This is a genomic window from Rhodococcus sp. JS3073 (assembly GCF_026810085.1).
Lineage (GTDB): Bacteria > Actinomycetota > Actinomycetes > Mycobacteriales > Mycobacteriaceae > Rhodococcus_F > Rhodococcus_F wratislaviensis.
This window is the reverse complement of record NZ_CP113951.1, coordinates 1129967-1142390: the sequence shown is the minus strand read 5'-3', so window position 1 is coordinate 1142390 and position 12424 is coordinate 1129967. Positions and strand designations below refer to the sequence as shown.

Here is a 12424-nt window from a genome sequence, read left to right as displayed (position 1 = left end):
GGTTGTGCCGGATCAGGCGTCGAAACCGTCTCCGTGCAGAGCGTCGTTCATCGAGGCGTCCGCGTAGCCGCGGCAGTAGTCCCAGGTGACGTACGCCTCGGGTGTCGGGTCGTAGGCGGGCTCGTGCGGGCGCACGGTGCCGTCGACCAGAAGCTGGAGGAGGTTGGCACGGAGCATGTCCCAATCGTGGTAGTGATCTTGCTGGCAGTCTTCGCAGCAGACGACGAGACCGCGGATCCCGCGATGTGCCAGCAGCGCCTCGTACACGGCGAGGTCGGCCAGATCTTCCTCCACGGCGAGTCGCTCGTGGGGGTCGAGTGGCTGGCCCGGTTCGATCGCATCGAGAGCTGCGGACGGGTCGGCGGGGTCGCCGGCGAAGGGGTCCGGGGGCAGACCTGGAGGCAGTTGATCGCGCACAGCACCACGGTACGCAGGTCAGCCCGGTCTGCGCCAGCCGTTCGGCGTACGCCCAGCGTGGGTGGGCTCCGTGGTGATCGCGTCGAGCCGATATCATGGTGTGTGGAGCTGGGAATATCGATCGTCGCTCCGGCCTTTTTCCTGTATCCGTGTTCCCGAAAGTTTCCACCAGATCGAAGATCTGAATGTCCGCAGACGGCGCCACCGGCGCCGCACCTATGTTCCATGGAGGGCCCGAACCGCATGACAAGTTCAGCAGGGCATGTACACACCGGCGGTGACGACCCGAACAAGGTCGCGATGCTGGGTCTCACGTACGACGACGTCCTGCTCTTGCCGGCGGCGTCGAATGTCATCCCCGGCCAGGTCGACACATCCAGCCAGCTGACCAGGGACATCCGGCTGCGAGTGCCGCTCGTCAGCTCCGCGATGGACACCGTCACCGAAGCGCGGATGGCGATCGCCATGGCCCGCGCCGGTGGGATGGGCGTCCTGCACCGCAACCTGTCGGTCGAGGCGCAGGCCGGGCAGGTGGAGACGGTCAAGCGGTCCGAGGCGGGAATGGTCACCGACCCGGTCACCTGCAAGCCGTCGGACACCCTCGCCGAGGTCGACGCCAAGTGCGCCCGCTTCCGTATCTCCGGACTTCCGGTCACCGACGGGGCCGGGCAGCTCGTCGGCATCATCACCAACCGCGACATGCGCTTCGAGGTCGACCAGAACCGCGCCGTGTCCGAGGTCATGACGAAGGCGCCGCTGATCACCGCGCAGGAGGGTGTCACCGCGGAGGTGGCGCTGGGCCTGCTCCGCCGCCACAAGATCGAGAAGCTGCCGATCGTGGACGGTCAGGGCAAGCTCACAGGTCTCATCACGGTCAAGGACTTCGTGAAGACCGAGCAGCACCCGGACGCCACCAAGGACCGTGACGGCCGGCTCCTCGTCGGCGCAGCGGTGGGTGTGGGCGACGAGGCGTGGAGCCGCGCTATGGCTCTCACCGACGCCGGAGTGGATGTGCTCGTCGTCGACAGCGCCCACGGCCACTCGGCCGGCGTGCTGGACATGATCTCGAAGCTCAAGGCCGAGGTCGACGAGCGCGTGCAGATCATCGGCGGCAACGTCGCCACCCGCGGGGGTGCCGCGGCTCTCATCGAGGCCGGGGTGGACGCGGTCAAGGTCGGGGTCGGCCCCGGCTCCATCTGCACCACCCGCGTCATCGCCGGTGTCGGCGCCCCGCAGATCACCGCGATCCTCGAAGCGGTCGCCGCGGCCAAACCGCACGGTGTGCCGGTGATCGCCGACGGTGGACTGCAGTTCTCCGGCGACATCGCGAAGGCCCTGGCGGCAGGCGCGTCGACGGCCATGCTGGGTTCGCTGCTCGCAGGCACCGCAGAGTCGCCGGGTGAGCTGATCCTCGTGAACGGCAAGCAGTACAAGAGCTACCGCGGCATGGGTTCCCTCGGCGCGATGCAGAGCCGTGGCGCCGCGAAGTCGTATTCCAAGGACCGCTACTTCCAGGACGACGTGCTGTCCGAGGACAAGCTGGTCCCGGAGGGCATCGAGGGCCGGGTCGCGTTCCGCGGACCGCTGTCCCAGGTCACCCATCAGCTCACGGGCGGTCTGCGGGCTGCCATGGGCTACACGGGAGCGTCGTCGATCGAGGAACTGCAGAACGCGCAGTTCGTGCAGATCACCGCCGCGGGTCTGAAGGAGAGCCACCCGCACGACATCACGATGACGGTCGAAGCTCCCAACTACACCGCTCGCTAGCAACCAGTCACGATTCACGAGAAAGGGGCGCGCGTGCGCGACCTCGTTGAGATCGGCATGGGCCGAACAGCCCGACGAACCTATGAGCTGGACGACATCGACATCGTCCCCTCCCGCCGGACCCGCTCCTCCAAGGAGGTGTCGACGTCCTGGCAGCTCGACGCATACCGGTTCGACATTCCTGTGCTGGCGCACCCGACCGACGCGCTGGTGTCGCCGTCGTTCGCGATCGAACTCGGCAAGCGTGGTGGCCTCGGGGTCATCAACGGTGAGGGTCTGTGGGGCCGTCACGCGGACGTCGAGGCGAAGCTCGCCGAACTCGTCGCGCTGGCGGAGTCGGATGTCGACGTCGAGGCGCCGATCAAGAAGCTGCAGGAGCTGCACGCGGCACCGTTGCAGCCGGGACTTCTCGCTGCTGCCGTGGCTCAGGTCCGCGACGCGGGTGTCACGACCGCGGTGCGGGTCAGCCCGCAGAACGCCCGAGCGCTCACCCCGCAGCTGCTCGAGGCGGGCATCGACCTGCTGGTCGTGCACGGCACGATCATCTCCGCCGAGCACGTCGCCCACGGCGACAGCGAGCCGCTGAACCTCAAGACGTTCATCTCCGAGCTGGACGTCCCCGTCGTGGCCGGTGGGGTGAGCGATCACCGCACCGCACTGCACCTGATGCGCACGGGCGCGGCCGGTGTGATCGTGGGTTACGGCTCCACCGAGGGTGCCACGACCACCGGTGAGGTGCTGGGCATCGGTCTTCCGATGGCCACGGCCATCGCGGATGCCGCTGCTGCTCGCCGCGACTACCTCGACGAGACGGGCGGCCGCTACGTCCACGTCATCGCGGACGGCGACATCACGTCCTCGGGCGACCTCGCGAAGGCCATCGCCTGTGGCGCGGACGCCGCAGTCCTGGGCGCACCGCTGGCCGTCGCCGCGGAGGCTCCCGGCGGCGGCTGGTACTGGCCGTCGGCCGCCGCGCACCCCTCGGTTCCGCGCGGCACGATGCTGCCGGTCTCGTTCGGTGACCGGCCGTCGCTCGACCGGGTCCTCACGGGTCCGTCCGACGACCCGTTCGGTTCGCTGAACTTCGTCGGCGGGCTGCGCCGCTCGATGGCGAAGTCGGGGTACTCGGATCTGAAGGAATTCCAGAAGGTGGGCCTGACGGTCCGCGCCTGAGGCGTCCGTCCGCCACCGCTGCTCTCGTCGCCCGATGTCACATCGGTGCAGTTCAACTGCACTGGTGAGGCATCGGGCGACGTGCGTTTGCGGGTATCGCGACCGTTCCTGATACCTCTCGTTACAGTTAGGTGACCCTTGTGGCAGCTGTCACAGCCGAGGGGTGCATACTGGCGAGTAATAACTCAGGTTTCGTTGGAGGTCGAGTGATGAGCAAGCAGCGCGCAACGGAGTACGACGTCCTCATCGTCGGTTCCGGATTCGGTGGCAGTGTCACCGCACTCCGATTGGTCGAGAAGGGCTACAAGGTCGGCATCCTCGAGGCGGGCCGCCGCTACGCCGACGCGGATTTCGCGAAGACCAGCTGGGATCTCAAGAAGTTCCTGTGGGCGCCCGCTCTCGGTTTCTTCGGCATCCAGCGCGTCCACCTGCTGCGCGACTGCCTCATCCTCGCCGGCGCCGGGGTCGGTGGCGGTTCGCTCAACTACGCGAACACGCTCTACAAGCCGCCCGCCTCCTTCTTCCAGGACAAGCAGTGGTCGCACATCACCGACTGGCACGACGAGCTCACGCCGTACTACGAGCAGGCCCGCAAGATGCTGGGCGTGGTCCAGAACCCGCACATGACCCCCGCCGACGAAATCATCAAGTCGGTCGCGGAGGACATGGGGGTGGGCGACACGTTCATCCAGACCCCGGTCGGGGTCTTCTTCGGTGAGGCGGGCAAGACCGTGCCGGACCCGTACTTCGGCGGCGTCGGCCCCGACCGCACCGGGTGCATCGAATGCGGCGAATGCATGACCGGATGCCGGCACGGCGCCAAGAACACCCTGCTCAAGAACTACCTGGGTCTCGCGGAGAAGGCCGGCGCCGAGATCATCCCGATGACGACGGTCACCGGTCTGCGCGAGGCGTCCGACGGCACCTGGGACGTCTTCACCCGGCGCAGCGGGCCGCGGAGGAACCGGAACCGCACGACGTACACGGCCGCGAACGTCGTCCTGGCCGCCGGCACGTGGGGCACTCAGCATCTGCTGTTCGACCAGAAGGAGACGGGCGCGCTGCCGAAGATCTCCGACCGCCTGGGTGTGCTCACCCGCACCAATTCGGAGTCGATTCTCGGTGCCGCCAAGAACAAGGTGGACCCCGCGCTCGAGCTCACGAAGGGCGTCGCCATCACGTCGTCCTTCCACCCGACGTCCGACACGCACGTCGAGCCGGTGCGCTACGGCAAGGGGTCGAACTCGATGGCCCTGCTGCAGACGTTGCTGACCGACGGCGGCGGCCGGCGGTGGATGACGTTCCTCAAGGAGCTCGCGAAGGATCCGACGGCGCTGAAGGTCCTCACCCCGTACAAGTGGAGCGAGCGCACCATCATCGCGCTGGTGATGCAGAACCTCGACAACTCCATCACCACATACACGAAGAAGGGCCTGTTCGGTCGGCGCAAGGTCACCAGCAAGCAGGGCCACGGTCAGCCGAACCCCAGCTGGATCCCGGCGGGCAACGAGGCGACCCGCCGGATCGCGGAGAAGATCGACGGTCGCGCGGGCGGCACCTGGGGCGACGTGTTCAACATCCCGCTCACCGCACATTTCCTCGGCGGCTGCACGATCGCGTCGGAACCGTCGAAGGGCGTCATCGACCCGTACCACCGCGTGTGGGGTTACCCGACGCTGAGCGTGGTCGACGGTTCGGCCGTGTCCGCGAACCTGGGCGTCAACCCGTCACTGACGATCTCGGCGCAGGCCGAGCGTGCGGCCTCGCTGTGGCCCAACAAGGGTGAAGAGGACCTGCGTCCGGCGCAGGGGGAGGGATACCGGCGCCTGAACCCGGTCGCGCCGATCGCACCGGTCGTCCCGGAAGGAGCGCCCGCCGCGCTCGTGCTGCCGATCGTCGAGATCCGCAACGGCTCTGCGGTGCCCGACGCGCAGAAGCACGGCGTTGCATAGCGCCCGAGAGGGCCGGGTCGTGGGGTCGCGCAGACCACAGAGCTGCGCCGATTAGACTGACCCGGTGGCAGATATCGAGCAACAGAGACCGGTCCTCGTCGTCGACTTCGGCGCGCAGTACGCGCAGCTGATCGCCCGACGGGTGCGTGAGGCCAAGGTCTACTCCGAGGTGGTCCCGCACACCGCGACCGTCGAGGAGATCGCGGCCAAGAATCCCCTCGCCGTGGTGCTGTCGGGGGGGCCGTCGAGCGTCTACGCCGACGGGGCGCCCCAGCTCGATCCGGCACTGTTCGATCTGGACATTCCGGTGTTCGGCATCTGCTACGGATTCCAGGCCATGGCAGGCGCACTCGGCGGCACGGTGGCACACACCGGCACCCGTGAGTACGGCCGCACCGACCTGAAGGTGCAGGGCGGTCTGCTGCACGAGGGGCTGCCGTCCAGCCAGCCTGTCTGGATGAGCCACGGCGACGCGGTCACCGAGGCCCCGGCCGGCTTCGAGGTGACGGCCACGAGCGAGGGCGCACCCGTCGCCGCGTTCGAGGACCGGACCCGCAAGCTCGCCGGTGTGCAGTACCACCCGGAGGTGCTGCACTCGCCGCACGGCCAGCAGGTGCTCAGCCGGTTCCTCCACGAGATCGCCGGCATTCCTCCCGCATGGACGGCCGCGAACATCGCCGACGCCCTCGTCGAGCAGGTTCGCGAGCAGGTCGGCGACGGCAGGGCGATCTGCGGACTGTCGGGCGGTGTCGACTCCGCTGTCGCGGCGGCGCTCGTGCAGCGTGCCATCGGCGACAACCTGACGTGTGTGTTCGTCGACCACGGATTGATGCGTGCGGGCGAGCGTGCCCAGGTCGAACAGGATTTCGTTGCCGCCACCGGCGCCAAGTTGATCACGGTCGACGCCGCCGACACCTTCATCGGTGAGCTGGCCGGTGTCTCCGACCCGGAGACCAAGCGCAAGATCATCGGCCGCGAGTTCATCCGCAGCTTCGAGGGCGCGGTCAGCGATGTGCTGGGCGAGAACGCCGCGCACGGCGACACGGTCGAATTCCTCGTGCAGGGCACGCTGTACCCGGACGTCGTGGAATCCGGCGGCGGCACCGGCACGGCCAACATCAAGAGCCACCACAATGTCGGCGGGCTGCCGGAAGACCTGCAGTTCACGCTCGTGGAACCGCTCCGCCTGCTGTTCAAGGACGAGGTCCGGGCGGTGGGGCGCGAGCTGGGTCTGCCCGAGGAAATCGTGGGACGCCAGCCGTTCCCCGGTCCCGGGTTGGGCATCCGCATCATCGGCGAGGTCACGCAGGACCGGCTCGACATCCTGCGTCACGCGGATTCCATTGCGCGCGAAGAGCTGACGGCCGCCGGGCTCGACGGTCAGATCTGGCAGTGCCCCGTGGTGCTGCTCGCCGACGTCCGCAGCGTCGGCGTGCAGGGTGACGGACGCACCTACGGCCACCCGATCGTGCTCCGCCCGGTGTCCAGCGAGGACGCGATGACCGCGGACTGGACGCGACTGCCCTACGACGTTCTCGAGCGGATCTCCACCCGGATCACCAACGAGGTGCACGACGTCAACCGTGTCGTGCTGGACATCACGAGCAAGCCGCCGGGCACCATCGAGTGGGAGTGACGCACTGTGCGCGGTGAGCGAGTCCTCGGACTCGCTCACCGCGCACGTGCGCGTGCGCCTCTATTTCCGCCGGTTCGGTGCGAACACGAGCACCACGCCGACCAGCACCGCGACCAGCACGAACAGCCAGCGGAACTCGACGTTCGCGAGCGGTTCCAGCGAGAACGGCCCCGCGAGTGCCCAGCCGCTCACCAGGAGTGCTGCCAATCCTGCGAGGAGCAGTAGAAGCGACGGGCGTTTCCGCGTCCGGGTCTGCTCGCTGTCCTGGGTGTCGTCGATGTCATCCACGGCGCACCTCCACACTTCCGAATCGAACATCGGCATTGAGGGTCAGAACGGGACCGTCGGTGCCGTCGACGCCACCGTCGAGACCGTCCCGGAGGCACTGCGCGTCGCCGAACTGGGCGGTGCAGTGGTTCTCGACATTCATGCCGGGCGGCAGGAGCACTACGACCTCACCGAACTGCCCGCTGACGTCGACCGTCTTGTCCTCGGTGAGAGTGACGTTCCGGAGGTCGAGCGTGAAGCTGCCGAATCCACCGGAGTACGCGGGTTCGATGGCGGCCGCTGTCGCCGGGTTCCAGGTCCGATCGCCCATGTTCTCGCTGTTCAGGTCGAGTGAACCGACGAGCGAAGCGAGGATCACGAAACCGGCCAGCGGGCCGGCGACGACGAGTAGGCCGTAGCCCTTGCGCAGGAATCCGCCGATCAGCAACCCCACTCCGATGACGGCCAGCGCGACGGCGCCGATGCGACCGGGGTTCAACCAGTCGGATCCGGTGGCGACCGACAACGCTGTCGCTGCCGCGGCCGCGAGGATCGCCAACCCGATCACCATGGTGGTCAGTCGGGAGTGGGTCCGCTCCGGTTGCACTGCGGGAGAGGTGGTCCTGGCCGGTTCGGGCAGGTCCCACGCGAACGGGGCGACACCGAGCGGGTCCCACGCCGGCGGTCGCGGTTCGAGCGGCGCGAACGGGGCCGAGGGTGCGTCGACCTGCGGACCGGGCGTCGGGGTCTTCTCGAACGACACCGGATCGGATTGGGCGGCAGCAGTTTCGGGCTTCAGTGCCTCGGTGGGCGCGTCGGCCGGCTTCTCGTCCGAGGCGGGGGGCGTGCTCGGGATGTAGGAGTCGGGGAGCTTCGTGTACGGACCGTACGCACCCGGACCGTAGGCGCTCGGACCGTACGTGCCCGGGCCGAACGGGTTGGCGCCGAACTGACCCGGCGAGAAACTCGTCCCGGGATAGCCGGTCCCGACACCCGGGGCAACGGCTCCGGCGGGCAACGGTGGAGGTATCGGCTGCCGCTGGTACAGCAGCCACAGCCCGCCGAGCATCAGCGCCATGCTGATCAGCCCGGAGCCGCCGAGGCCCACACCGAAGGGGCCGACGGTGCTCAGCGCGATGGCCAGTGCGACGAGAAGGACGATGGTCTTGGTGCCCGAGTCGGAGCTGTGACCGCGTCCCACCAGCGACTCCGCGGGGGAGGCGGGGTCGCCCGACTTCGTGAGGGCGAGCCAGCACGCCAGGTAGAGGAGCACACCGGCGCCACCGAAAATGGTGGACACGACGAAGGCGACTCGTATCAGTACGGGATCGACGCCGTAGCGGTAGCCGATTCCCGCACAGACACCGGCGACGTGACCACGGCCCGGTAACCGCACCGGCCGGGTCCGCCACAGATCCTGTATCTGCTCTTGGAAGCTCCCATTGCTCATACGACCATCGTTCCGGTCGGCGCGGCGCGCGTACATCGGGAACTACCCTGATCTTTCCGGCCGGGGTGGGCCGGAACGCCGACCGAAGTCGGGGTTGGACCCTGATGCCGCGGCCAGGGGATCGTGCCAGTATCGAAGATGTGCAACCTGTGTCGAACACGTCCGCGGGCGGTGCCCAGTATGCGGGTGCCGTGACTGCGCCTGTCCCGCCCGGCGGTATCCCCCTGCCGCGGCTCGAACGCCGGACCGGTGGTCGCATCGTCGGCGGCGTCGCGGGTGGTATCGCCGATCAGCTGGGCGTCGACGTGATGAAGGTGCGGGTCGCGTTCGCCTGTCTCGCCGCGCTCGCCGGCGCGGGCATCGTCGGCTACGGACTGTTGTGGATCTTCACGGCCGCAGGTTCGGACACCGAGAAGCCCAGTGCGTCCGAGCGGCGGAGAGCGTACGGGCTGATCGCGATCGGCCTGGCCGGTGCGTCCGCGTTGTCGTGGTTGTTCAGTGGTCGCGTCGGTTCGGTGATCGCACCTATCATCGTGGTGGCGGTCGGCGCGGCCCTGGTGTGGCGCGAATTCGATTCGGAGGGGCCGCGCACCGTCATCGGGCTGCCGCAGCGTCCCACCGTCCTCACCTGGGCGCGGGTCCTCGGTGGCGTGACGTTGATCGTGTCGGGTCTCGGTGTGGTGATCCTCGCGCAGGTCGACTTCGCTGCGCTGCGTTCGTCGTTGCTGGCCGTGGTGGTCACCCTGGTCGGCGCCGGGCTGCTGACCGTGCCCCTGTGGCTACGACTGTGGCGCGCGCTGGGCGCGGAGCGTGCGGCCAGGATCCGCAACGACGAGCGTGAGGAGATTGCGTCGCACCTGCACGATTCCGTCCTGCAGACCCTGGCGCTGATCCAGAAGCAGGCCGACCATCCTCAGGAGGTCGCGCGGCTGGCCCGGGGGCAGGAACGGGAACTGCGGAAGTGGTTGTTCGGTGGGGGAGACACCGACCATTCGAGCCTTGCGGAGGCGTTGCGGATCATTGCGGGCGAGGTCGAGGACCATCACGGCGTCACGGTGCGACCGGTGACGGTCGGCGATGTGGCACTCGACGTCGAGGGCACGGGCGAGGGTCTGTCGAAGGAGAGTTTCACGGCGGTGCTCGGCGCGACGCGGGAGGCTCTGGTCAACGCGGCCAAGCATTCCGGGGAGACGGACATCAACCTGTTCGCCGAGGCCGAGCGCGAACAGGTCAGTGTGTTCGTCCGGGACCGCGGCGTCGGGTTCGACGTCGACGAAGTGTCCCCGGACCGTCAGGGGCTGGCGAAGTCGATCCGTGGACGGATCGAGCGGCGAGGCGGGCACGTCGACGTGCGGTCGGCACCCGGCAAGGGCACCGAGGTGCGAATTCACATGCCGCGGAACGGCCGGACGTGGGCGGCAGCGGGCGCCGCCGGGGACTCGGACACCGCCGGCGTCGAGGACGTGCCGTTCAGTCAGGGTGCGTGAGCACCACTTTCGACGTGGCGGGCGCCGTGGTGCGCGCCGTCTGCTCGCATGCTGTCCCGGTGAGGGGGTAATGTTCGCCGGCGATACGACTGTGGGGGTCGTGTGGTCGCATCGTGCTGCGGCGGGGTGGGACGCCAGATGTCAAGGGGGGATTTCATGTTCGACCGTGAGGGTCTGCGCGTGCGCGAGCACGAGTTGCAGGATCAGATCGATTCGATGCTGGCCACGCTCGACCGGCAGACGCAGGATCTGCATGCCGCTCAGCAGCAGGTGGCGCAGCTGCGGGTGAGTGCGGAGTCGGCCGACGGACTGGTGCAGGTGGTGGTGAACTCGGTGGGCGGCGTGGTGGACGTGCGCCTCGCACGGGACGTGTTCCGGCGGTCCACCCCCGAGTCGCTGGGACGTGCGATGACGGAAGCCTCCCGGCGTGCGGGCGAGGCCGCGCACACGGAGTCGATGCGCATCATGGGATCGATCGTGTCCGCGACCGAGACCCTGCCGGATCTGCCGGACCTCGTGCCCGGCGCTCCGAGTCTGCGGGACTTCCTTCCGCGCCTCGAACCTGGCGTCGATGCCGTCCCGGCCGATCGGGACCTGGACCCGGATGATCCCGACGACGCGCGGTGGAATCGGCCGGTCCTGCGGGACGGGTGGCAGTGAGCGCGCAGCTGTGGGTGGACCCGGCGCATCTGCGCAGCGTCGCGCCCCGATTCGACGCATTGTCGCAGCGGATGGCTGAGGTCGCCGCCACACTGCACTCGACCCTCGAGGCCGAGGGGGAGTGCTGGGGCGGCGACGAGACCGGGACGACGTTCGCGAACGGGTATCTGCCGTCCGCGGAGGTCGCCGAGCATTCGCTGGGGTTCGCCGTCGGGGCGCTGGCCGCGCTCGGGACCGAGCTGAGGAGCACCGCCGACTCGTTCGACGACACCGACCGCGGGACCGCATCCAGCCTCGCCGGGCTGTTCTGATGGGCATCGAGGTTCCGGGCGGTGTCCGGTGGCTGGCGGAGAAGGTGGTCGGGGCGGACTGGCCCGACGCGGACGAAACGGCGATGGAGCGGCTCGGGCAAGGGTGGAAGGACGCCGGCGCCTCGCTCGACGACATCGTCGAGGAGGCCGACGCCGCGATGCGGTCGGCGATGTCCGGAGTCGATGGTGACGTCGACACCGCGATGGCGGAGCACTGGGCGCGGGTCGGTGCGGACGGGGCGCTCCGCGAGTTGTCGGGGTTGCTCGACGAACTCGGCGACACCCTCGACTGGTCGGCCGACGACATCCGGGTCGCGAAACTGTCGATCATCGCGGCCCTGGTGGCGCTGGCGGCCGAACTCGTCGCCGTGGCCGTGGCCAGCGCGATGACGTTCGGTGCGGCGAGTCCCGCCGCGTTCGCGGCGGAAGCGGCCACACAGGTCACCGTCCGGATGATCATCCGGCAGCTGATCACCTCCATCCTCACCCGGGCCGCGTCGGGTGCAGCGGCCGGCGCCGGGATCCAGGCGGGCCTCGAGGCCGCGTTTCAGAAATATGAGGTGCACGTGGGCCGGCGCGACAGTATGGACTGGGGCAACGTCGCCGAGGCGGGCGGCAAAGGTGCGGTTCAGGGAGGCGTGAAGGGGGCGGTCAACGGTGCGTTCGGGCTGACGTTCACCGACCCTCGCTCTCAGTTCGGGGGCATGCTCGGCTCCTACGTGCAGGAGGAGACGGTCGGCACACCGCGGGTCACCGAGGCCGTAGCCGGCGAGGTGCTGGACCGGACCGGACTCGATGACGACGCCCGGCGGGCCCGCGACGAGATCGACGGGTGGCTGCCGTGAACGGAGTCGAGAGCCTGTGGCGAGTCCGGCCCGCCGGTCACCTACGGCGCGGTGTCGCCCTGGTGCTGGACCTCGCGTTGCACGCGCTTGTCGCGGCCGTGGTCGGTGTCATCGTCTACGTCGTGCAGACCGCCGGACAGTCGGTGCCGCCGAATGCGGCCGAGGGGACGGCGGGGTTCGCCGTGATACCGGCGTGGCTCGTGTTCTCGTTCGTCCACCGGACCGCGATTCAGGCGCGATTCCATGCGACGTTCGGCAAATGGATGACGGGTCTCTGCGTCGTGCGGCCGGAGGACGGAACGTGGCCGAACTTCGGATATCTGGTGAAGGCCTGGTTCCGAAGTGCCGTCGCCGCCGTCCAATCGGATACCCCCGAGGACGGGGAAGACGGGATGCCGGCGGTGGTGCGGCGACGGAGTGAATCATTCGACACGCTCTAGAGTGGGGTGACACTACCGC

At 68.7% G+C, this 12424-nt stretch carries 12 protein-coding genes; 9 read left to right on the top strand and 3 right to left on the bottom strand.

Going from position 1 to position 12424, the window contains the following annotated elements; all coding sequences use genetic code 11:
* Positions 1–12: 12 nt before the first annotated feature.
* Positions 13–417, bottom strand: coding sequence for a DUF5319 domain-containing protein (locus OYT95_RS05525; RefSeq protein WP_005239778.1), 405 nt, complete (start codon positions 415–417; stop codon positions 13–15).
* A gap of 243 nt (positions 418–660) precedes the next feature.
* Here OYT95_RS05525 and guaB point away from each other — a divergent pair, with 243 nt between their 5' ends.
* The 4 genes from guaB to guaA all read left to right on the top strand — a co-directional run bounded on the left by guaB (position 661) and on the right by guaA (position 6945).
* Entirely contained in the window at positions 661–2184 is a 1524-nt protein-coding gene (gene guaB, locus OYT95_RS05520; protein ID WP_268790942.1) for an IMP dehydrogenase, read from the top strand.
* 33 nt (positions 2185–2217) lie between these two features.
* Positions 2218–3357, top strand: coding sequence for a GuaB3 family IMP dehydrogenase-related protein (locus tag OYT95_RS05515; RefSeq protein ID WP_005257142.1), 1140 nt, complete (start codon positions 2218–2220; stop codon positions 3355–3357).
* 209 nt (positions 3358–3566) lie between these two features.
* The gene (locus OYT95_RS05510) at positions 3567–5309 is read left to right on the top strand and encodes a GMC family oxidoreductase N-terminal domain-containing protein (protein ID WP_268790941.1); all 1743 of its coding nucleotides are present in this window, start codon (positions 3567–3569) and stop codon (positions 5307–5309) included.
* Positions 5310–5373: 64 nt separating this feature from the next.
* Positions 5374–6945 (top strand): glutamine-hydrolyzing GMP synthase, encoded by a 1572-nt coding sequence (gene guaA, locus OYT95_RS05505; RefSeq protein ID WP_268790940.1) that lies wholly within the window; start codon positions 5374–5376, stop codon positions 6943–6945.
* Positions 6946–7005: 60 nt separating this feature from the next.
* Here guaA and OYT95_RS05500 read toward each other — a convergent pair whose 3' ends face one another.
* Positions 7006–7233 (bottom strand): hypothetical protein, encoded by a 228-nt coding sequence (locus tag OYT95_RS05500; RefSeq protein WP_128639084.1) that lies wholly within the window; start codon positions 7231–7233, stop codon positions 7006–7008.
* Positions 7226–8698, bottom strand: coding sequence for a PspC domain-containing protein (locus OYT95_RS05495; protein WP_268790939.1), 1473 nt, complete (start codon positions 8696–8698; stop codon positions 7226–7228). The genes OYT95_RS05500 and OYT95_RS05495 overlap by 8 nt, the downstream gene beginning before the upstream one ends.
* Before the next feature lie 68 nt (positions 8699–8766).
* Here OYT95_RS05495 and OYT95_RS05490 point away from each other — a divergent pair, with 68 nt between their 5' ends.
* The 5 genes from OYT95_RS05490 (at position 8767) to OYT95_RS05470 (ending at position 12405) form a co-directional block, all read left to right on the top strand.
* Positions 8767–10149 (top strand): PspC domain-containing protein, encoded by a 1383-nt coding sequence (locus OYT95_RS05490; protein ID WP_442972545.1) that lies wholly within the window; start codon positions 8767–8769, stop codon positions 10147–10149.
* Between the two features lie 156 nt (positions 10150–10305).
* Entirely contained in the window at positions 10306–10809 is a 504-nt protein-coding gene (locus OYT95_RS05485; protein WP_268790938.1) for a YbaB/EbfC family nucleoid-associated protein, read from the top strand.
* Complete coding sequence (locus OYT95_RS05480) at positions 10806–11120, top strand: WXG100 family type VII secretion target (RefSeq protein WP_268790937.1); 315 nt, start codon at positions 10806–10808, stop codon at positions 11118–11120. Before OYT95_RS05485 ends, OYT95_RS05480 begins: the two co-directional genes overlap by 4 nt.
* The gene (locus tag OYT95_RS05475) at positions 11120–11965 is read left to right on the top strand and encodes a WXG100-like domain-containing protein (protein ID WP_268790936.1); all 846 of its coding nucleotides are present in this window, start codon (positions 11120–11122) and stop codon (positions 11963–11965) included. The genes OYT95_RS05480 and OYT95_RS05475 overlap by 1 nt, the downstream gene beginning before the upstream one ends.
* Positions 11962–12405, top strand: coding sequence for an RDD family protein (locus OYT95_RS05470; RefSeq protein ID WP_268790935.1), 444 nt, complete (start codon positions 11962–11964; stop codon positions 12403–12405). Before OYT95_RS05475 ends, OYT95_RS05470 begins: the two co-directional genes overlap by 4 nt.
* Positions 12406–12424: the final 19 nt, after the last annotated feature.

Excerpts from the sequence above, each read along its gene's own strand:
- guaB (WP_268790942.1), top strand. The coding sequence starts at position 661 with ATGACAAGTTCAGCAGGGCATGTACACACCGGCGGTGACGACCCGAAC.
- OYT95_RS05475 (WP_268790936.1), top strand. The coding sequence starts at position 11,120 with ATGGGCATCGAGGTTCCGGGCGGTGTCCGGTGGCTGGCGGAGAAGGTG.
- OYT95_RS05495 (WP_268790939.1), bottom strand. The coding sequence starts at position 8,698 with ATGTACGCGCGCCGCGCCGACCGGAACGATGGTCGTATGAGCAATGGG.
- OYT95_RS05490 (WP_442972545.1), top strand. The coding sequence starts at position 8,767 with ATGCCGCGGCCAGGGGATCGTGCCAGTATCGAAGATGTGCAACCTGTG.
- OYT95_RS05510 (WP_268790941.1), top strand. The coding sequence starts at position 3,567 with ATGAGCAAGCAGCGCGCAACGGAGTACGACGTCCTCATCGTCGGTTCC.
- OYT95_RS05485 (WP_268790938.1), top strand. The coding sequence starts at position 10,306 with ATGTTCGACCGTGAGGGTCTGCGCGTGCGCGAGCACGAGTTGCAGGAT.